Below are 18,745 nucleotides of genomic sequence, written 5' to 3' on the forward strand. Positions count from 1 at the left end.
TTTCTCTAATCAGGACGGTTTGGCTGTTTTTCGAGAAGGCGAGTGCCAGATGGAAGCTGTAATTATTGCTCTCGAGCTCGTAGTGGTGCTCGGGGCAATCGTCATGGGCACTCGATCGAGTGGTGTTGCACTCGGTCTGTGGGGCGGTGCCGGCGTCGCCGTCCTTGTGTTCGTGTTCGGCGAGGACGTAGGAGCGCCGCCGGTCGATGCCCTCCTGATCGTGCTGTCCGTCGTGCTTGCGTCGTCGATGATGCAGGCAGCTGGTGGCATCGACTGGATGGTCACCATCGCGGCAAAACTGATCGAATCCAGGCCCAAACAGATCACGTTGATTGCGCCGTTGGTGTCGTTCCTCTTCTCGGTCGGCGCCGGAACGTCCAACATTCTGTATCCGCTGCTGCCCGTGATTTACGACGTGTCGTACAAGAACGGGGTGCGTCCGTCACGGCCGCTGTCGCTGTCCGTCGTCTCGACCGGTGTTGCGCTGGCGTGTAGCCCGGTATCGGCGGCCATGGCGGCGATGGTGACGTTGACCGATGTGTCGCCGTACGATTTCGAGCTCATCGACATCATCAAGATCACCTTCCCGGCAGCGGTGATCGGCATCATCATCTCGTCGTTCGCTGTGAATCGCCTCGGCAAGGAACTGGCCGACGATCCCGACGTACAGGCAAAGCTGAAGTCCGGAGAGCTAGCCGGCCCCGGCGCTGCGGCCACCACCGAACTGGTCTCGACGAAGACCGGTCGCAACGCAGCGCTGATCTTCCTCGCAGGTGTTCTGGCGATCGTGATCTTCGGACTCTTCAAGGGAATTCGACCCGAGGCAGCCGACGGCTCGCCGCTGGGAATGACCCCGATCATCGAGATGCTGATGTTCCTGGTCGGCACTCTCATCCTGCTCGTGTGCAAGCCCAATGTGGCCGACGTTCCGACCTCGACGGTGTTCCGCGCCGGTATGGTCTCGGCGATTGCGCTGTTCGGTCTCGCGTGGCTCACCGATACGTTTATCAGCGCTCACTTGGAGCTGATCACCAGCACCGTCGGCGACTTGGTCAGTGCCGCGCCGTGGATCTTTGCGCTCGGTGTCTTCCTGGTGTGTGTGCTCACCACCAGCCAGTCGACCGCCACCAGAACCATCGTGCCGATCGGGCTTGCGGCCGGTATCGCCCCCGGACTGCTGACCGGTATGTGGGCCGGAGCGTTTGCCGGTATCTACCTGTTGCCGACAAACGGTTCGCAGATCGCGGCCGCGAACTTCGACCTCTCCGGCAGCACGAAGCTCGGTACCAAGCTCGTGGACCACTCGTTCTTCCTGCCGACGATAATCCTGGCCGTGACCACGATTACCGCCGGCGCGATATTCGGAGTGGTGCTCGGCTAGCTGTCTCGGTAGTGGTCCCAGCTCGCCTTGCACGCGCGGGCGAGCTGGTCCACCCGCTCCGGATCAGAGCTCGGCCAGTCGACGCCGGGTTCCATGATGTGCGCGGCGAGGGCATCGCCGAGAAGGAACTCGCGTTTGAACTCCGCCTGCACGGCGCTGAGTGTGATGCCGGCAGCATCCGCGCGTGCTGACTGCTCGGCGAATCGCGCACCCGCTGTGATGATTTCGAAGCTGCCGAGATACGGCTGGTTAAGGGCGACAGCGTCCGGATCGTCGACCTGAAATCCCTTGCGATGTGCTGCCGCGAGAGTTCGGATGAGTTCGGGGTCCATCGTCACGGGATTGTCGCCACGTCGATTGCCGTCGTGATCACCGCGATTGGACAGTGCCACGACGTCAGGCAGCCGATCCTCCTCGGGGCGAAGTACATTGACCGCACCGTCGCGTCGCGTCGTGTGGTTCATCGTGTCGTGGAACGAGAGTGTCGTGAACGATCGCCGCACCTCGAAACTCTTCTCCACCATTTTCTCGACCAGAGAATCACGCGTGCGCTCGTACACGCCGAGTCCGCGATCTGCTGTCTCGGTGAACGTGTCGGCCAGGCGCTTCCACCCGGCGTCGTCGGTTGGTTCCAGCAGCAACGGGTAGAAGGAGAACGTGACCGGGCGGACGGCGTCTACGCCCGTGAGGTCCACCTTGTTGCCCGCCCCGGCCTGGTGAACACGTGCAAATGCTTCGCGCAGTGAAGCTTCCAGGTTTTCGGGCTTGGCGCGGTTTGGATCGCGGATCATGCGCGGATGAGGATTTTCGACGTACACGATGCGCGGATCGATCTCGGCCCACCGACGCACGATCGCGCTGGTCGACATGTCGGTGAAATCGAACTGTAGGCGCCTCGTGAACTCGGGTGCCAGAAACTCGGCAAGCTCTTCCGGGATGGCTGAACCCGAATGAGGGCAGCTCACAAGAAGATCGGCGCCCGCGATCGCGTCGTCGAGTGTGCGTGATTCACGATCGGCATAGAACGTCAGATCGTCGGGAGTGAAGCTGGTTCCGGCCGGAATGAGTACAGGTGCACCGTTGTTCGTGACACTGTTCATGACACTGTTCATGGCACCGAGCGTAATCCAGGGCAGCGGAGTGCACTCGGCTAATCGCGCAGTCGCTCGACCAGAGCAGTCTTGATTCCAGGGCGGGTGGCGGCTACCAGTGTGAACGTGGCTTCACGCATCAGACGCTCGGCCGTGTTGCTGCCCACCAGCGAGCGCGAGCCGGTAGCCGTGACGAAAGCCGCCGCAACCCGGACTGCGAGTTCGGAGGCCGCGGCGCGGGCGGCAGACATGTCGGCGTTGCCCGCCACAGCGCTGTCGAGCTGTTCACGCACCAGTTCGGCTTGGCTTTGGAACGGTTCCGTATCGACTCCGAGATCCGCCAACTCTGCCATTGCGCGCCGCGCGACCCCCATCGCCATGGCTCCGTTGAACCACAGGCCGGGCAGTTGAGTGTTCTGGAATTGCTGATCGTCGACAACTGCCGTGACCTGGGCGTCGGGGATGGCAAAACCGTCGAAAGCTATTCGGACGGTGTTGCTTCCGCGAGCAGCGATAAGGGGGAGTTCCTCGACGGACAGGCCAGGAGCGTCGGTAGCCTTGACCACCGAGTGGACGATGGAATTGTCGAATTCGTCCCGCGCCGACACGAGAAGAACGTCGACGATTCCCCAGCCGGTGACAAAGGGGGCTATCCCGTCGAGGACGTATCCGTGATCGACCCGGCGTGCCCACAGCAGGGGAGGGCGCGGGATGGCGCCGGCGTAGGCGACACCGCCCTGCAGTTCTCCGCTGACGAGGCCGTCCCAGTACTGCTCAGTCAGTGCAGTGTTGGTGGTCGATGCCAAGGCGCCGACGACGCCGTGATGCTGCATCCAGGTGAATGCAGTCGCGAGGCACCCGCCGCACAGTGTTTCGACAACCTCGACAAGTTCGGCCGCCGAAGGTCCTTCCTCGCCGAGCGCGGCCAGGCCGTAGAACCCGTCGGCGGCGAGGGCGTCGAAATGACTGCTCGGAATTTCACCGTCCGCGTCAACGCTGTCGGCAACGGGGAACAGAACGGTATCGGCGATCTCGCGCGCAAGTTCCGGCCACATGGTCACCGCTTCAGGGTATGCGGTGTGTCAGAAGGACGGGGGAGAACTCACGATCAGGAACCGGGCAATTCGATCGGTTCGGTTGAACCATCGGTGGGGAATGGTCGCCGCGTACAGCAATGTGTCCCCGACATTCAGCCGATGCCGTTCGTCCAGGCCCACTTCGACATCGACAGTTCCCTCGAGAACGTGAATGAATTCCTCGCCGGCGTGTTCAGTGTGTTCACCGGCTTCGCTGTGCGGCCCGGCCGTGATTTCGTTCGGTTCCATGGTGTGTGACCCGGTGGAACAGAACCGGATCGAGGAATCGTGGGCGAGTTCGAACTTCCGGCCCTCGTGCGCCCGCACCAGACTCGACGGCGTGCGCTCACCTTGGGCGAGTAGCGCATGAGCGGTAGTGCCAAGCGATTGTGCGAGTCTGTGCAGATTCATCACACTCGGCACTGCGCGACCGTTTTCGGTCTGACTCAGAAACGGCTGTGAGAGACCGGATTTCAGTGCAACCTCACGCATGGTCAATCCGGCTTCCTTGCGCGCATGGCGCACTGCGATACCGATTGCCGTTGCGATCGCCACTTGGTCGTCGTCCATGTGCTGAACATAGCAGTGCGGAGGCGGCGCATCCGAGCGGAGAATTTCATTACATGCGCGAAACAAAATTGACCACAGCAAGAAATTATCGACGTGCTCAATAGGGAAGTACACAAAACACTCCCAGCTACGGACGGAGATCGGCGCATGGCCATCCATCCAGTCGACGAGCGGTTGCCCTTTGCCCGCCAGTCAGCTTTTGCTCTTCAGCACGTCCTGATCATGTACACAGGCTGCATCACGGTACCGCTGGTGTTCGGTGCGGCCGTGGGCCTGGATCGTAGCACCGTTGCACTGCTGATCAGCGCCGATCTGCTTGTTGCCGGCATCATCACCATCATTCAGAGCCTGGGCGTGGGGAAGGTTGCGGGCGTACGACTTCCGATCGTCTGCGGCGCCACATTCGCCGGCCTGACACCGATGATTCTCATCGCCCAGGAATACGGATTGCAGGCGGTGTACGGCTCCATGCTGGTCGGTGGTGTGGTCGGAATCGCGCTGGCAGTGCCATTTGCCAAGATCGTCCGTTACTTCCCGCCGCTCGTGACCGGAGTGGTCCTGACCGTGATCGGTATCTCGCTGATCGGCGTCGCCGGTGGCCTGATCGTCGGAAACGACCCCACCGCACCGTCATTCGCAGATCCCAAGAACCTCGCGCTGGCCGCAGCTGTCGTTGCGATCGCAGTCGGTTTCATCTGCCTCGGGCGCGGAATGTGGACTCAGCTGGGAGTCCTGATCGCGCTGGTCATCGGTACCGTGATCGCCATTCCGATGGGCTTGATCGACCTCGGTGGTGTATCCGGTTCCGCGTGGGTCGGCATTCCCATGCCCTTCCATTTCGGAGCACCCGAGTTTCCGGTCACCGCAGTGGTGGCCATGAGCATCGTGATGGCAGTCGTGTTCGCAGAATCGACCGCCAGCATGTTGGCAGTCAGTGAGATCACCGGAAAGCCCTTGAAGAAGGCTGATTTGGCGCGTGGCCTGGTGGCCGACGGTCTGTCCGGAGTGCTCGGCGGTATCTTCAACGCCTTTGTCGACACCGTGTTCTCGCAGAATGTCGGCGCCGTCGCGACTACCCGCGTGTACAGCCGATACGTCACCGCTACCAGTGGCGCCATCCTCATCGTTCTCGGACTGATCCCCCGAATGGGTGAAGTTGTTGCAGCACTGCCTGATCCGGTGGTGGGCGGCGTCGGCATCATCCTGTTCTCCACGGTTGCCGTCGTCGGCATCAACACACTCCGCAAGGTCGATCTCAGCGATCCGATCAATACGACCATTGCCGCGGTATCCGTCGGAATCGGTCTCCTTCCGGAGTTCGCGGAAGGAATGTTCGAGCGGTTCCCGTCGTCTGCGCAGATCCTGCTCGGCAGCGGAATCACCCTGGCCGCGGCGTCGGCCTTCACACTCAACCTGCTGTTCAACCACACCCGACTCGGCGAACTCGCCCGCAGTTCGCGCGAGAGCCTTCCCGAATCACCTGCAGTCGCACAATCCCCAGTCACACCGACAGGAGACGCCCATGTCGCAGTTACCGCCTGAGTCCTTCGAAGTCCCCGTCATCGACATCTCCCCGTACGTTCGTGGCGGTTCGCCGCAGGAGCAGGCCAGAGTTGCCGCCGAGATCGACGATGCCTGCAGCAGAGTGGGATTCATCCAGATCCGAGGTCATGGAATTCCTGCGGAAGTGGCGGGAGGTCTCGCCGGCGCGATGGACGATTTCTTTGTACTGCCGATGGAGGCGAAGAACGAGTACCGCGTTGCCGGAGCCAACCGCGGGTACAGCCCACCCAAGAGTGAATCGCTGAGCCTGAGTCTCGGCGTGGAATCCGCGACCCGGATGAACGATTTCTTCGAGGCGTTCAACATCGGCATCGAAGCTCGGTCGTTCACCGATCTTGATCTCTCCGAAGCGGATTACGGTATCAACGTGTGGCCGGACGTCGAGAAATTCCGGGCCAGGATCGAGTCGTACTACACACACGCAGCACGGGTAGCTCGCACGCTGACCACTATCTTCGACGATGCGCTGGGGCTGACGCCGGGGTTCTTCGACTCGATCACCGATCACTCGATCGACGTGCTGAGAATGAACAACTACGCGTTGCCCGAGGGAACCGTGACGCTGGACGGCGAGCTCAAGGGGATGGGCGAACACACCGACTTCGGGCTGGTCACCGTCCTGTGGGCCGATCAGGTTGAGGGGCTCCAGGTACTCGGAAGTGACCAACGGTGGCACGACGTGTGGCCTGAAGACGATGCGCTACTGGTCAATCTCGGCGATCTGACGGCCCAGTTGACCAACGACCGCTGGATGTCGACGCTGCACCGCGTGGCACCTCCCGTGGTGAACGGCACCATCAAGCGGCGTCGTTCCGCCGCATTTTTCCACGACGGAAACGTCGATGCCGTGATCGAAACGCTGCCGAGTTTCTTCGACGAGTCCGGACTGGCGTACGAACCTGTCTCCGTCCGGGATCACATCAAAGCCAAGCTGGCCGGATCGCGGCAGGGCAAGTCCAACACCGCGGCCGGGCGCGAAGCCGAGCGGGTTCGCGTCGCAGCGCAGCTGGAGGCAACGTCGTGACTGCCAGGAATCTTGTTCTGGTCCACGGTGCCTGGGCCGGAGGCTGGGTCTGGGATTCGATGCTGGAACCACTGCGAGCGGCGGGGTTCAACCCGGTAGTCGTTGACCTTCCCGGGGCCGGCGTCCTCGATCGGGACACTGTCGTAGACCTAAGTGCCGTGACCGATCACGTTGTAGCGGTGCTCGATTCGCTGGACGGTCCGGCTGTGCTGGTAGGTCACTCGGGTGGTGGCATCGTGGTGTCGCAGGTTGCCGAGCGAGTTCCCGCTGCGGTCGCGGGAATCGTGTATGTCGCCGGGATGATGCTGCCGTCGGGTATGGACTTCGGAATGCTGTGCAACGAAGTGGAATTACCGGCGCCCGTCGGGATCTCGCGATGGGTGGTCAGCTCGGATGACGGGTTTTCGAGTGTGGTCCCACCCGAAGCCGGTGCAGCGGTGTTCTTCCACGAGGCCCCGGTAGCCGACGCGATCGCTGCGGCACGCCAACTTGTGCCACAACAGGAAACTGCACGACTGATGGCACCGACAATCACCCCCGAGCGATTCGGTACGGTTCCGCGCCTATACGTCGAATGCACCTTGGACCGTACAGTTCCGATCGAGACGCAGCGAGGAATGCAGCAGCGAGTGCCTGGGGCCAACGTGGTGAGTCTCGAGACCGATCACGCTCCGCAATTGTCCGCGCGCACCGAATTGGTCACCGCGATCGCCGAATTTGCCGCAGATGCCCTCAGCCGAACTCGACGCCTTGAGCCAGCGGTAGTTGGTCCGAGTAGTTGATCGTGTTGGTTGCGCGGCGCATGTACGCCTTCCACGCATCGGAACCCGATTCGCGTCCGCCGCCGGTGTCCTTCTCGCCGCCGAACGCGCCGCCGATCTCTGCGCCCGACGTGCCGATGTTGACGTTGGCAATACCGCAGTCGGAACCGTCGGCTGCGAGAAACCGTTCGGCTTCCCGCTGATCGAGTGTGAAGATCGAGGATGAAAGACCCTGCGGCACAGCATTGTGGAGTGCGATGGCATCGTCGAACTCGTTGTAGGTGACAACGTAGAGGATGGGTGCAAAGGTCTCGGTGTGCATGATCTCGCTTTGTTTCGGCATCCGGACCAGCGCCGGGCGCACGTAGCAACCGGTGTCGCCGACCCGCTCACCGCCGCAGACGACGGTGCCGCCGCTCGACTGCGCGGCGGTGAGCGCGGACTGCATCGCCTCGAGTGCGGCGTCGTTGATCAGCGGACCGACCAGGACGCCGTCGTCGAACGGGTTGCCTACCTGTAGTTGTGCGTAGGCGGCAGAGATTCTTGCGACCAGCTCGTCGGCTATCGATTCGTGAACGATCAACCGGCGCAGCGATGTACACCGCTGCCCCGCAGTTCCGGCCGCTGAGAAGACAATTCCGCGGACTGCCAGATCAAGATCCGCGGACGGGGTGACAACGGCGCCGTTGTTTCCGCCCAGTTCGAGGAGGCTTCGTCCGAACCTCGCCGCCACTCGCGGCGCAACCTCGCGTCCCATGCGTACCGACCCGGTGGCACTCACCAGCGCGACCTGCGGATTGTCCACCAGTGCCGCACCCACGTCGCGTCCACCGATCACCAGTTGATGGACGCCTCGAGGGGCGTCGCAATCGGCGAGGGCGCGGCGAAGGAGGGTATGGCAGGCCAGCGCGGTCAAAGGTGTGGTCTCGGACGGCTTCCAGACCACCGTGTCTCCGCACACCAGAGCGATCGCGGTGTTCCACGACCACACCGCGACCGGGAAGTTGAAGGCCGAGATGACACCGACAACACCGATCGGATGCCACGTCTCCATCAGTCTGTGTCCTGGCCGTTCCGAAGGCATGGTCCGCCCGTAGAGTTGGCGCGAGAGACCAACCGCGAATTCGCAGATGTCGATCATTTCCTGGACCTCGCCGAGTGCTTCCGACGAGATCTTGCCGGCCTCGAGCGTGACCAGTTCCGCGAGATCCGTTTTGTGCTCGCTCAGGAGTCGGCCGAGTTGCCGCACGACGGCGCCGCGGATCGGCGCAGGAACCGTGCGCCAGTCACCGAACGCGTCGTGTGCTGCGGCAACCGCGCCGTTGACATCGTCAGCGGAATGTTGTTCCAGAGTGCGAATTTCGGTTCCGGTAATCGGTGTGCGAGCCGTCAGGTTGCCGGTGGGCCACTCGGCTCCGCAGCGAGCAAGCGCGGAGTGGGCGCGCTCGGCGAGAGCGGAAGGATCGGGAAGGTTCACGGGTGAGTCCTTTCGCGGGAGGCGTCCTGCTGCGTGCGGTACAACTCGAAAGGGTCGAGGACGGGGTGTCCGATGGCACCCTCGAGTCGATCCTGCCCGTAATCGGCGCTGTCCGCATCGGAAACGAATCCACTGGGCGAATCGAGGTTCGACGCAAAGATCCCAGCGGCGGACGCCGGCAGGAAGTCTTCGTAGACGATGGGCTCGCGAATTATCCTCGAACCGTCACGTCGGTAGGTGAAATACGCCAGGTCGGCGTCGGCAAGGCCGTCCTCCGTGGATGGAAACGCGTCTTCCCATACCGCCGTGTCCGGGGAGGAGATCAGAGCGTCGTAGATCTCGCGGCCCGTGCGAGTCAGCGCTATGCCGCGGGCCTCGACTTCACCGAAGCGCACGCGGACGGGGACATCGTGCACCGAACCATCCGGCTCGCGGAACGGGCGGTTCTCGGCCAACGCCCGAAACGAGGTCTGCCGCAGCAGGAGTGGTGGACCACCCCATCGCGGTGGACCCTGAATCCGGTCGATCATGGTGATGCCGCGTTCGGTCATGCGGCGGTACAGATCGTCGATGTCGAGTACCCGCGGGGTGAGATGGTTGAGGTGGGTCGACCTTTGGCCTGCGATGTCCGCGGCCACCGGGGAGATGTGCGCAAGTTCGCGATACCAGGGCGCGTCGATCGGCCCGGTTCCGAGGCGGAAGGCGCGGGTGGCGGCGTCGACGAAGTGTGTCGCCTGCGGCTCCGGCAACCCGTTGTCGCGCTGCGCCGTCGCGGCCAGGCGAAGCAGGTCGGGGGAGAAGAGAGATCGCGTACCCAGATATGCGGCGATTCTGCGCTGAAGATCGGCCGTGAAGAAGCGCTTGTCTCCGGTAGTGAGAACCGAAGTGAAGACGCGGAATGGGTTCAGCGCGAGTTCCCCCGGATCGGTAGGACGGAATGCGGTAGAGACCACGGGAACAGGGGGATCGGTGAGCCGCAGATCGTAGAACCCGACCGCCGACATCCCGAGGGCGCCGAAGATCGTCGCGACGTCGCGCAGTTCGCCGAGAGTGCCCAGCCGGATCGCACCGTGCCTTTCCGCACTGATCCGGCCCAGGGTTCCCCAGCGTTCCGAGCCCGGACGGGTGGCCGTGTAATCCCGATTGACCTGCAGTGTCACGTCAACCAGCGTGTTGTACGCTGGAACCTCGTTCCCGTACATCCGCGACAGTTCGGCGGCAAACCGAGAACGTAACTGCCACTTTTCAAGCATGTGTATGTCCGGTTACGTTAACCTTCGCGGGTGGGTGACGAACAGAATGACGGCGGAATTCCTCCGGTCGACGACACGGACAAGTTGTTGATTCGAGAGCTCGTTGTGGACGGGCGTGCCACTTTGGCGAGTCTTGCCGACAAGGCGGGGTTATCGATCTCGGCGGTGCAGTCGCGGGTGCGTCGGCTTGAATCGCGCAACGTGATCCGGGGGTACGCGGCAAAGATCGATCCGGAAGCTGTGGGTCAGAATCTGTCGGCATTTGTCGCGATCTCCCCTCTGGATCCTTCTCAACCCGACGATGCGCCGGCCAGGCTCCGGCACTTGCCCCAAGTGGTGTCCTGTCACTCGGTAGCCGGGGCCGAAAGCTACGTACTTCTTGTTCGAGTCGCCTCGCCCCGGGCATTGGAGGCGTTGCTGCAGGAGATCCGAACGGCGGCCAATGTGAGCACCCGTAGCACGGTCATTCTTCAAACATTTTACGACGAATGACCGATCTGCAGTAATTTTTCCATCTAATCATCGACATGGCAATAATTTTGACTTAATCTTTGCGTATGAGTACCGCGACGCAAGGCTTCGACGGCAGTGCGGATTTCCCGGTGTTCGAGGTCCTGTCTGCCAGTATCCTCACGGACGGATTCGATCTGGTTCTCGATCTCGAACGCTCGCACGGTGTGTATCTACAAGATCTCCGCACCCGTGTCGACTATCTGGACATGTTCGGGTTCTTCGGGTCGTCGGCGCTCGGAATGAACCATCCGGACATTGCCGACGACGAGGCATTCTCGCGCGAATTGGCAATGGTTGCAGCAAACAAGCCGAGTAATTCCGACATCTACAGTGTGCCGATGGCACGATTTGTCGACGCCTTCGTTCGGGTGCTTGGCGATCCGGCGTTACCGCATCTGTTTTTTGTGGACGGCGGCGCCCTTGCTGTGGAGAATGCGCTGAAGGTGGCGTTCGACTGGAAGAGCCGACGGAACGAAAGTGAGGGGCGCTCACCGGATCTCGGGACCAAGGTCTTGCACCTGACCGAGGCTTTCCACGGGCGCAGTGGCTATACGATGTCGCTCACCAACACCGATCCGGGAAAGGTTGCCCGGTTTCCCAAGTTCGACTGGCCTCGGATCACCTCGCCCTATGTCGCGGACGGCCGCGACATCGAGGCTGTCGAGCAGGAAACCTTGGCACAGGCCCGGCAGGCATTTCACGAGAATCCGCACGACATCGCCTGTTTCATCGCCGAACCGATCCAGGGTGAGGGTGGTGACCACCATTTCCGGCCTCGGTTTCTCCAGGCGATGCAGGAATTGTGCCGCGAGAACGACGCATTGTTCGTTCTCGACGAAGTGCAGACCGGGTGCGGATCAACCGGAACGCCCTGGGCCTACCAACAATTGGGGTTGGCACCGGATGTCGTGGCCTTCGGGAAGAAGACTCAGGTCTGCGGCATCATGGCAGGCGGCCGTGTCGACGAGGTGCACGACAACGTTTTTCACATCAGCTCGCGGATCAACTCGACGTGGGGCGGCAATCTCACCGACATGGTGCGTGCCCGGCGCATTCTCGAGGTCATCGAACGCGACCGGTTGATCGACCGGGTTCGATTCACCGGCGCGCACCTACTTCAGCGACTGACCGCGACAAGCGAAAGGTTCGACGAGGTCACCGAACCCCGCGGACGTGGCCTCATGTGCGCGATCACCCTGAGCGCCACCGAGTTACGCGACCGGGTGGTGACCGCGCTTCGCGAGGACGAGCATGTCCTCATTCTGCCGAGCGGGCAGCGCGGAATTCGGTTCCGTCCACCGCTGACCGTGACAACCGGTGAGTTGGACGCAGCGGTGGACGCCGTCGAGCGGGTACTGCACACACTTACCGCGTGAGCTCGGCCCAGATCCGATCCGGCGTCATCGGAGTGGCGAGGCACCGAACACCCACCGCGTCGAAGATAGCGTTGGCCAGTGCCGGGGCAACGGGATTGAACGGCGCTTCGCTCATGGACTTGGCGCCGAATGGTCCCAACTTGTCGTAGGTATCGGCAAAAAGAACCTCGGTGATCGGGAGATCCGCCAACTGCGGAACGTGATAGTTGCGCAATTGCGGATTCACCACATGCCCGTCCTCGATGACGATCTCCTCGAACATCGCTGCGCCGAGTGCCTGTCCCACACCACCTTCCACCTGCCCACGCAATTGTGCGGGGTTCAGTACCGTGCCGGCGTCGGCAGCCTGGACCGACTGCAGAATGACGACCCGGCCCGTTGCTGTATCCACCGCGACCCGAAAGCCGTGGACGTTGAACGCCACCGACCGCGGCGAGCCGTCATGGTGGCCGTTGGCCGAGAGCGGTCCGCCGTCGAGGAGTGCAGGGAAACCGACAGAGCCGGTTGTGGTGGTTACACCGTCCGTCGCGAGTTCGACCGGACCGACGCACAGTGATTGTGCTCGTGCGAGTATCCGATCACGGAGGCGTTCGCACGCGATCTGGAGAGCCTTGCCCGCCACAACGGTGCCGGCCGAACCGAAGGCGCCGGTGTCGTGTCCACCGATGTCGGTGTCGGATTGAGCGATCACGATGCGATCGACGGTGGTTCGCAATTCGGTGGCGGCAATCTGATGATGAACTGTTGTTGTCCCGTTACCGAATTCGGCGGTACCGATCCGGACCACATAGCGCCCGTCGGCCTCGAGGGTGACCGTGGTGTCGGCGAAGTGTCCGCGCGGCGGGATCGTGGCGATCATCGCAACGGCCATGCCCTGCCCCGTTTTCCACCGGGGTCCGTCTGGCGGCGTCTGCCCGCGTCCGCTCGACAGCGCGCGCTCGACCAGGTCCAGACACTGATCGAGACCGTAACTGCCGAACTCGAGGTCGCCGTCCTCGACGTGCCAGTCCACGAAGTCGTCTCCCGGAACCACCACGTTGCGTCGACGGAACTCGAACGGGTCGACGCCGAGTTTCCGAGCAAGTTGATCCATCGCGGATTCGACGGCAAAGATGATCTGCCCCAGGCCGTAGCCGCGGAACGCACCAGACGGCACATTGTTCGTGTACACGGCCTCGGCGTCGACGCGTTTGGTCGGGCAACGGTAGACGGCAATAGATTCCGCGCAGCCGTGGAACATCACTCCGACGGAATGGTTGCCGTATGCGCCGGCGTCGGAGAGGACGTCGATCGCCAGCGCGTTCAGGTGGCCATGCTCGTCAGCGCCCAACCGGACCGACACCCGCATCGGATGCCGCGACGGGGCCATCGTGAACTGATCGCTGCGACTGAACTCGTACTGCACCGGTCGGCCGGTCTTCCGGACGGCAAGGGCAACAAGATCCTCGGTCAGCATTTCCTGCTTGCCGCCGAAACCGCCACCCACTCGCGCGGTGAACACGCGGACTTTCTCGCGGGTGAGACCGAAGATGTGTGCCAACTCGTCCCGAACCAGGAACGGCACCTGCGTGCTGCTGCGAATGACAAGCCGGCCACCGGAGTCCAGCCATCCCACCGCGGCGTGCGTCTCCATGGCAACGTGCTGAACCCGAGCGGTCTGCCACGTGCCTTCGACAACGGCAGCGGATGCACTCAGGGCTTTCTCGACGTCGCCCACTCCGTCGTGGAGTGCGGCGACGATATTGCGCGTGGGCTCGGCGATACGAGCGGACATATCCTTGTCCGCGTGCAGAAGCGGCGCGCCGGGCGCGCGAGCGGGCTCCGGATCGAAGACAGCTGCGCGAACCTCGAAGTCGACCTCGATCAGCGCGAGCGCGCGCTGTGCGTCCCGCGGTGTCTCTGCAATGACAGCGGCAACTCGCTGACCGACGAAACGTACGGTGCGGTCGAAGATGCGGGTGTCGTCCGGATCGTCGGTGCGGTTCTGATGGCGCGCTGTGGAGAAGAGAACATCCGGGCTGTCGAGATAGGTCAGAACGGCAACGACACCTGGCGCGGACTGTGCTGCGTCAGTGTTGATCTCCTTGACATACGCATGGGGGTGCGGGCTGCCGAGAACCGCTGCATGCACCAAGCCCGAAGGGACGTCGCCCTCGGCCAGATCCAGAGTGAAGGGTTCTGTTCCGGTGACGATTCGACTCGAAGCCGGGGCCGCAATGGAACGGCCCTGAGCTACAGAGCGAACCGCGTCCTCGACGTTCTTCGCGCCCGCCAGAGCGTCGCGGATCGAGCGATACCCCGTGCAGCGGCACAGGTTTCCCTTCATCGACGCCGGCAGGTTCTCCTTCTGCGCGGGTGTCAGCGCCGACGCCGTCACCACCATGCCTGCGGTGCAGAATCCGCATTGAAATCCGCCGGCGTCGACAAACGCCTGCTGCACCGGGTGCAGATCGTCTTCAGTGCCGAGACCGGTTGCGGTCACAATCTCGTGCCCGTCGACGCGGTGCGCCGGGAAGATGCACGAATGCGTGGGCGTGCCGTCCAGCAGTACCGAACACGCGCCACAATCTCCGGCGTCGCACCCCTTCTTGACGGACATGACCCCGTGCTCGCGCAGGAACGTCCGCAAGCACTGTCCCGGACGTGGTTCGTCGTCGCGGGCAACCCCGTCGACGGAGTACTTCATGTGAGTTCCTCCCTGACCTCTTCGGCCAGTAGTGCTGTCATCGACTCACGCCAGGGTGCGCTGCCGTGGACGTCCGTGAAATAACAGTCGGCTGGGATCACGCGAAGGGCGTCGGCCAACTCGGACGCGCTCGGGTGGGCGTCGAATCGCAGCACGTGGGGCCGCCGCGTTGCCGCCGTGACGCTGAGTGTGAAACCAGCGACGTCTTTTCGGCCCGCTACGACAACGGCAGACCGTCCGAGTGAGGTCTGAGCGAGTTTGCGTAATGCGGTGCGGGCGAGCAGCGACCGAGTGGGGAGAGTGATGCACCGAATGATGTCGCCGACGCCCAGCGCGTTCGTGCCGTTTCCGGTCACAAAATCTTTCACGGCCACACGGTATTCGCCGCTGCCCGGACGCCACACGGTCAATTCACCGTCGAGAGTGACGGCCATAGTGGTCATGGCACCGGCGGGAAACGACAGAGCGATGTTCCCGCCGACGGTGGCGTGGCGCAACACTTTCCACGACGCAAGCAGCGCGTCCGCGCAGTCCCGAAACAACTGCTGAGCCCGGAACTGTGCCACAAGTTCGGAGCGGCACAGTTCCTCGATGGTGCAGGTCGCGGCAATCTCGAGGCCATGTTCGGTGACTGTGAGCGGCTCCCAGCCGAAGCCGGCCAGATCGACAAGCGTGCTCAGGTGAGGTTGAGGTTCGGAATACAGCCAAGTGCCGCCTCCGATGAATCCGACACCGGTCGAGGGACCGGGCAGATCGGTCCGAGTGGCCGGCACCAGAACCTGATCGACCGTGTGCAGATCCACTGTCGGCTCACCCGGCCTTTCGCACCAGGTCGAGGTGAGCGCGAGCAACGTCCGATGCGACGACGTCCTCGTCGATCGTGGTTACCCGATCGTCGGCGACCACAACCGCACCGTTCACCATCAGAAGTTTCAACGGTGGTGTCGAGCCGAGCACCAACGCCGCGACCGGGTCGGTGATGCCGGTGTGCGCGAGCGTATTCAGATCCCACACCGCGAGGTCGGCCAGTTTTCCCACTTCGAGGGAGCCGATCTCGTGCTCACGGCCGAGAACCCTCGCACCCCCGATGGTCCCGAGTTCCAGGGCGGTGCGAACCGTCAAAGCCTGGGGGCCGCCGCGAGCGCGGGCGAACAGGAGGGCGTGGCGCGACTCCTCGACCAAACTGCACGCCTCGTTGCTGGCCGCGCCGTCGACTCCGAGCCCGATGGTGACACCGGCGTCCAGCAAATCGCGGGTGCGCGCGATCCCGGCGCCGAGTCGCGCATTGGACGTAGGGCAGTGTGCCGCAGCAGTTCCCGTGCGCGCCATCGTCTCGATCGCGGAATCGTCGAGGTGGACGGCGTGCGCGAACCATACGTCCGGGCCAACCCAGCCGACTCGCTCCATGTACTCCATCGGCGTGCAGCCGAACAGCTCTGCGCAGAAGTCCTGCTCGTCCAGCGTCTCCGCCAAATGGGTGTGCATTCGGACGCCGGAATCCCGGGCCAGAACCGCGGACTCGCGGAGTAACGCCTCGGTAACCGAGAACGGGGAGCAGGGTGCCACCGCGATCCGCAGCATCGAATCGGGGCTGGGGTCGTGCCACCGGTCGATGACCGACGCGGTGTCGGTGAGGATGTCGTCCAGTTTCTCCACGACGTGATCAGGCGGCAGTCCGCCGGAACTCTGCCCGAGGTCCATCGACCCCCGCGTCGGATGGAATCGCAGGCCGACCTGTGCTGCCGCCGTGATCTCCGCTTCGAACACGTCACCGGCATCGCGTGGGACCACGTAGTGATGATCGGTGGTGGTGGTGCATCCCGTCTTCGCCAGCGCGGCGAGGCCACCGGTTGCGGCCGTATGCACTGCGTCGGCGTCGATCCCCGCCCAGATCGGGTACAGCGTGGTCAGCCACTGGAACAGCGTTGAATCGGCAGCCAGGCCGCGAGTGATCCACTGGTACAGGTGATGGTGCGTGTTCACCAGGCCCGGCGTCACGAGGCAACCGGGGGCGTCGATGGTACGTGCCCCGGGAAACTCCGGAGCCGGCCCTTGGCCGACGGCCGTGATCATATTCCCGGTAACTGCTACGTACCCGTCGGTGAATTCGGTACGGGCGCCGTCCATTGTGACGACATGAGCGCCCCTGATGACGAAGTCGGTCACGAAAGCCATCCGGCGTACGTTGTCCACGATGGGCCGGCGTCCGGTGCGTCCGAGCGGCTGACGGCGGCCTGGATCAGGCCGTACGGGCGATCCGCGGCATGGAACACCTCGTTGTCGTTCTCGATACCGAAACGGCCGAGCGCGTAGTCGAAATGGTGCTTGTTGGGCGCGGACAGCCGCACCTCCGCGATGATCGGGAAGTCCTCGAGGATCGCCTTGCCGATCTGGAACAAGGTCTGCTGCAACGCAAGTGAGTGCACCGTCGCGAATTGCTTCACGATCTGTGCCTTGATGCCCACATATACCGATTCCCAGTCGACGTCGGTGGTGGTGAATCGCCACTGCGCCACCAGCGTGGTGGCCATGACGCGGTCCTGCGTCGGTTCGAGGACGGTGTACGGATCCTGGAGGAACCCGGAGAACTCACTGCCGGTGGACTTGAGCAGAACCAGGTCCTTCAGACCGCCGATCACCCAGGTTCCGGTGTCGTCGTGCGTGATCGACGCGGTTCGCACTTCCTGACCCTTGCGAATCCAGGTGTGATCGTGCTCGGCGCCGTCGACCACGGCGCGCTCCCAGGCGTACTCCTCGATCTCGATCCGTGCGCCCGTCACCGGTTCGATGTCGTCGACAAAATGCGATGCGAGTTCGAGACCGTACGACTCGATCGAGATCAGGCCTTTTTCCTTGGCGTAGGCGTACGCGGTCTGCTTCTGAGTGTCGGTGGGTAGCACCTTCGACTGATCGCCGGTGAGGTAGGCATCGGCGAAATCGCCTCGCAGACAAGTGGAGACGTTGATGTCGTGAATCTCGTGGCGCGGCGTGTCGCGGTAGATCCGGACAACACGATTCTCGGCCTTGCCGTACTGGTGCCCGGTGAGTTCGATGGTTCCGGAGAGCGGTGCGGTGGTGGTGTTGATGGTGTTCACAGTGGTTCTCAGCTCCCGCGATAGGTGGAATAGGCAAAGGGGGACAGCAACAGCGGGACGTGATAGCCACGGCTCGTGTCGTCTATCCGGAAGGTCACTGTCACTTCCGGGTAGAAGGTTTCCTGCTGGATCGACTCGAAATATGTTCCGGTGTCGAAGATCAGGCGGTAGGTTCCGGAAGTCAGGCCGTCTGGGGCAAGTTCGGCGACCCGGCCGTCGGAATCGGTGTGGGCCTGAGAAATCTGCGAACCGTCCGGCTCGCAGAGCTGGACGTGGACACCTTCGGCCGGGTTGCCGGTTGTCGCATCGAGGACGTGTGTACTCAGTACCTTGCTCATGCATCATCTCCGGACAACGAGTCGATCAGACGGGTGAGTCTGATGCGATTGATAGCGGCCAACTCGATTCGTAGCACGCGGCGTTCGGACTCCGGATCGTTTTCCAGTCGCTTCTGGAGTATGTCGAGGAGCTCGGTGGCCGACCGACCGCTTGCACAGACGAGGTAGACGTGCGAGAACTTGTCCTCGTACTCGGCGTTCTTGATGCGCAACTGCTCGAGGAGGTCGGCGCCGGCCGTGGATACCGCGGCCTGTTCGCGACTCGACGACGCGTTCTCGGTGCGCTCACCGATACGCGGGTGCCCCGCGAGGGCTTTGTCGATCTCGGATTCGGGTAGGTCGCGCAGCACGGAATCCGCGCTGTCCAGCAGAGCGTCGACGCTCGCGAAGGGCCGTGCCGCCGCGAGCGAGTTCGCCCAGGCGTCGGAGTGGCAACAGTCGAGCAGAGCCTTGCGCACCGATTGGTCTGCGAGTGCGTTGAACGCATCGAGACCGCTGGAATTCGTTGTAGGCATGTCCACAGCATTATCCGAACATGTTT

The 18,745-nt window shown here is 63.0% G+C and carries 17 protein-coding genes; 6 read left to right on the forward strand and 11 right to left on the reverse strand.

Translation table 11 applies throughout. From position 1 onward, the window contains the following. Positions 1-49 precede the first annotated feature (49 nt). A complete protein-coding gene (locus FEZ60_RS09885) occupies positions 50-1,381 on the forward strand; it encodes an anaerobic C4-dicarboxylate transporter family protein (RefSeq protein WP_045071171.1) in 1,332 nt (443 codons plus the stop codon). On the opposite strand, the gene FEZ60_RS09890 is transcribed toward FEZ60_RS09885, so the two are convergent. From FEZ60_RS09890 to FEZ60_RS09900, 3 genes are read right to left on the reverse strand one after another with little or no spacing between them, the layout of a single operon-like run. After that, the gene (locus FEZ60_RS09890; protein WP_239654806.1) at positions 1,378-2,493 is read right to left on the reverse strand and encodes an N-formylglutamate amidohydrolase; all 1,116 of its coding nucleotides are present in this window, start codon (positions 2,491-2,493) and stop codon (positions 1,378-1,380) included. The two genes, FEZ60_RS09885 and FEZ60_RS09890, sit on opposite strands and share 4 nt — an antisense overlap. A 38-nt stretch (positions 2,494-2,531) precedes the next feature. Then, positions 2,532-3,533 (reverse strand): acyl-CoA dehydrogenase family protein, encoded by a 1,002-nt coding sequence (locus tag FEZ60_RS09895; RefSeq protein ID WP_084703041.1) that lies wholly within the window; start codon positions 3,531-3,533, stop codon positions 2,532-2,534. A 21-nt stretch (positions 3,534-3,554) separates the two neighbouring features. Continuing rightward, positions 3,555-4,118 (reverse strand): cupin domain-containing protein, encoded by a 564-nt coding sequence (locus tag FEZ60_RS09900; protein WP_033231245.1) that lies wholly within the window; start codon positions 4,116-4,118, stop codon positions 3,555-3,557. Positions 4,119-4,265: 147 nt separating this feature from the next. Here FEZ60_RS09900 and FEZ60_RS09905 point away from each other — a divergent pair, with 147 nt between their 5' ends. Genes FEZ60_RS09905 through FEZ60_RS09915 form a run of 3 tightly spaced genes read left to right on the forward strand, consistent with a single transcriptional unit; the run spans position 4,266 to position 7,487 of the window. After that, a complete protein-coding gene (locus FEZ60_RS09905) occupies positions 4,266-5,660 on the forward strand; it encodes a nucleobase:cation symporter-2 family protein (protein ID WP_092801274.1) in 1,395 nt (464 codons plus the stop codon). After that, positions 5,641-6,705, forward strand: coding sequence for an isopenicillin N synthase family oxygenase (locus FEZ60_RS09910; protein ID WP_172936037.1), 1,065 nt, complete (start codon positions 5,641-5,643; stop codon positions 6,703-6,705). Before FEZ60_RS09905 ends, FEZ60_RS09910 begins: the two co-directional genes overlap by 20 nt. Next, complete coding sequence (locus FEZ60_RS09915) at positions 6,702-7,487, forward strand: alpha/beta fold hydrolase (protein WP_033231242.1); 786 nt, start codon at positions 6,702-6,704, stop codon at positions 7,485-7,487. Before FEZ60_RS09910 ends, FEZ60_RS09915 begins: the two co-directional genes overlap by 4 nt. Here FEZ60_RS09915 and FEZ60_RS09920 read toward each other — a convergent pair. Both FEZ60_RS09920 and FEZ60_RS09925 read right to left on the reverse strand, forming a co-directional pair. After that, positions 7,438-8,943 (reverse strand): aldehyde dehydrogenase family protein, encoded by a 1,506-nt coding sequence (locus FEZ60_RS09920; protein WP_095886593.1) that lies wholly within the window; start codon positions 8,941-8,943, stop codon positions 7,438-7,440. The genes FEZ60_RS09915 and FEZ60_RS09920 overlap by 50 nt on opposite strands. Then, on the reverse strand, positions 8,940-10,196 hold the full coding sequence (locus FEZ60_RS09925) for a VOC family protein (protein ID WP_172936038.1): 1,257 nt from the start codon (positions 10,194-10,196) through the stop codon (positions 8,940-8,942). Before FEZ60_RS09925 ends, FEZ60_RS09920 begins: the two co-directional genes overlap by 4 nt. Positions 10,197-10,226: 30 nt before the next feature. On the opposite strand from FEZ60_RS09925, the gene FEZ60_RS09930 reads away from it, so the two are divergent. Next, on the forward strand, positions 10,227-10,688 hold the full coding sequence (locus FEZ60_RS09930) for an Lrp/AsnC family transcriptional regulator (protein WP_045070647.1): 462 nt from the start codon (positions 10,227-10,229) through the stop codon (positions 10,686-10,688). A 65-nt stretch (positions 10,689-10,753) separates the two neighbouring features. Next, entirely contained in the window at positions 10,754-12,085 is a 1,332-nt protein-coding gene (gene lat / locus FEZ60_RS09935; protein WP_172936039.1) for an L-lysine 6-transaminase, read from the forward strand. On the opposite strand, the gene FEZ60_RS09940 is transcribed toward lat, so the two are convergent. From FEZ60_RS09940 to uraD, 6 genes are read right to left on the reverse strand one after another with little or no spacing between them, the layout of a single operon-like run. Then, positions 12,075-14,771, reverse strand: a complete 2,697-nt coding sequence (locus tag FEZ60_RS09940; protein ID WP_172936040.1) for a molybdopterin cofactor-binding domain-containing protein — start codon at positions 14,769-14,771, stop codon at positions 12,075-12,077. The genes lat and FEZ60_RS09940 overlap by 11 nt on opposite strands. Then, positions 14,768-15,574, reverse strand: a complete 807-nt coding sequence (locus FEZ60_RS09945) for an FAD binding domain-containing protein (RefSeq protein WP_033231237.1) — start codon at positions 15,572-15,574, stop codon at positions 14,768-14,770. Before FEZ60_RS09945 ends, FEZ60_RS09940 begins: the two co-directional genes overlap by 4 nt. 7 nt (positions 15,575-15,581) lie before the next feature. Beyond that, the gene (locus FEZ60_RS09950) at positions 15,582-16,946 is read right to left on the reverse strand and encodes an 8-oxoguanine deaminase (RefSeq protein ID WP_172936041.1); all 1,365 of its coding nucleotides are present in this window, start codon (positions 16,944-16,946) and stop codon (positions 15,582-15,584) included. Continuing rightward, positions 16,934-17,857: a factor-independent urate hydroxylase gene (gene pucL, locus FEZ60_RS09955; protein ID WP_095887912.1), complete on the reverse strand. Its 924-nt coding sequence runs from the start codon at positions 17,855-17,857 to the stop codon at positions 16,934-16,936. Before pucL ends, FEZ60_RS09950 begins: the two co-directional genes overlap by 13 nt. A 17-nt stretch (positions 17,858-17,874) precedes the next feature. Next, a complete protein-coding gene (uraH, locus tag FEZ60_RS09960; RefSeq protein ID WP_045070635.1) occupies positions 17,875-18,204 on the reverse strand; it encodes a hydroxyisourate hydrolase in 330 nt (109 codons plus the stop codon). Next, positions 18,201-18,719, reverse strand: coding sequence for a 2-oxo-4-hydroxy-4-carboxy-5-ureidoimidazoline decarboxylase (gene uraD, locus FEZ60_RS09965; protein WP_172936042.1), 519 nt, complete (start codon positions 18,717-18,719; stop codon positions 18,201-18,203). The genes uraH and uraD overlap by 4 nt, the downstream gene beginning before the upstream one ends. Between the last annotated feature and the right edge of the window lie 26 nt (positions 18,720-18,745).

The sequence above is a fragment of the Rhodococcus sp. MS16 genome, from assembly GCF_013277795.1.
GTDB classification, from domain to species: domain Bacteria; phylum Actinomycetota; class Actinomycetes; order Mycobacteriales; family Mycobacteriaceae; genus Rhodococcus_F; species Rhodococcus_F globerula.

Excerpts from the sequence above, each read along its gene's own strand:
- FEZ60_RS09950 (WP_172936041.1), bottom strand. The coding sequence starts at position 16,946 with ATGGCTTTCGTGACCGACTTCGTCATCAGGGGCGCTCATGTCGTCACA.
- FEZ60_RS09900 (WP_033231245.1), bottom strand. The coding sequence starts at position 4,118 with ATGGACGACGACCAAGTGGCGATCGCAACGGCAATCGGTATCGCAGTG.
- FEZ60_RS09885 (WP_045071171.1), top strand. The coding sequence starts at position 50 with ATGGAAGCTGTAATTATTGCTCTCGAGCTCGTAGTGGTGCTCGGGGCA.
- FEZ60_RS09890 (WP_239654806.1), bottom strand. The coding sequence starts at position 2,493 with ATGAACAGTGTCATGAACAGTGTCACGAACAACGGTGCACCTGTACTC.
- FEZ60_RS09905 (WP_092801274.1), top strand. The coding sequence starts at position 4,266 with ATGGCCATCCATCCAGTCGACGAGCGGTTGCCCTTTGCCCGCCAGTCA.
- FEZ60_RS09940 (WP_172936040.1), bottom strand. The coding sequence starts at position 14,771 with ATGAAGTACTCCGTCGACGGGGTTGCCCGCGACGACGAACCACGTCCG.
- FEZ60_RS09925 (WP_172936038.1), bottom strand. The coding sequence starts at position 10,196 with ATGCTTGAAAAGTGGCAGTTACGTTCTCGGTTTGCCGCCGAACTGTCG.
- uraH (WP_045070635.1), bottom strand. The coding sequence starts at position 18,204 with ATGAGCAAGGTACTGAGTACACACGTCCTCGATGCGACAACCGGCAAC.
- uraD (WP_172936042.1), bottom strand. The coding sequence starts at position 18,719 with ATGCCTACAACGAATTCCAGCGGTCTCGATGCGTTCAACGCACTCGCA.
- FEZ60_RS09910 (WP_172936037.1), top strand. The coding sequence starts at position 5,641 with ATGTCGCAGTTACCGCCTGAGTCCTTCGAAGTCCCCGTCATCGACATC.
- lat (WP_172936039.1), top strand. The coding sequence starts at position 10,754 with ATGAGTACCGCGACGCAAGGCTTCGACGGCAGTGCGGATTTCCCGGTG.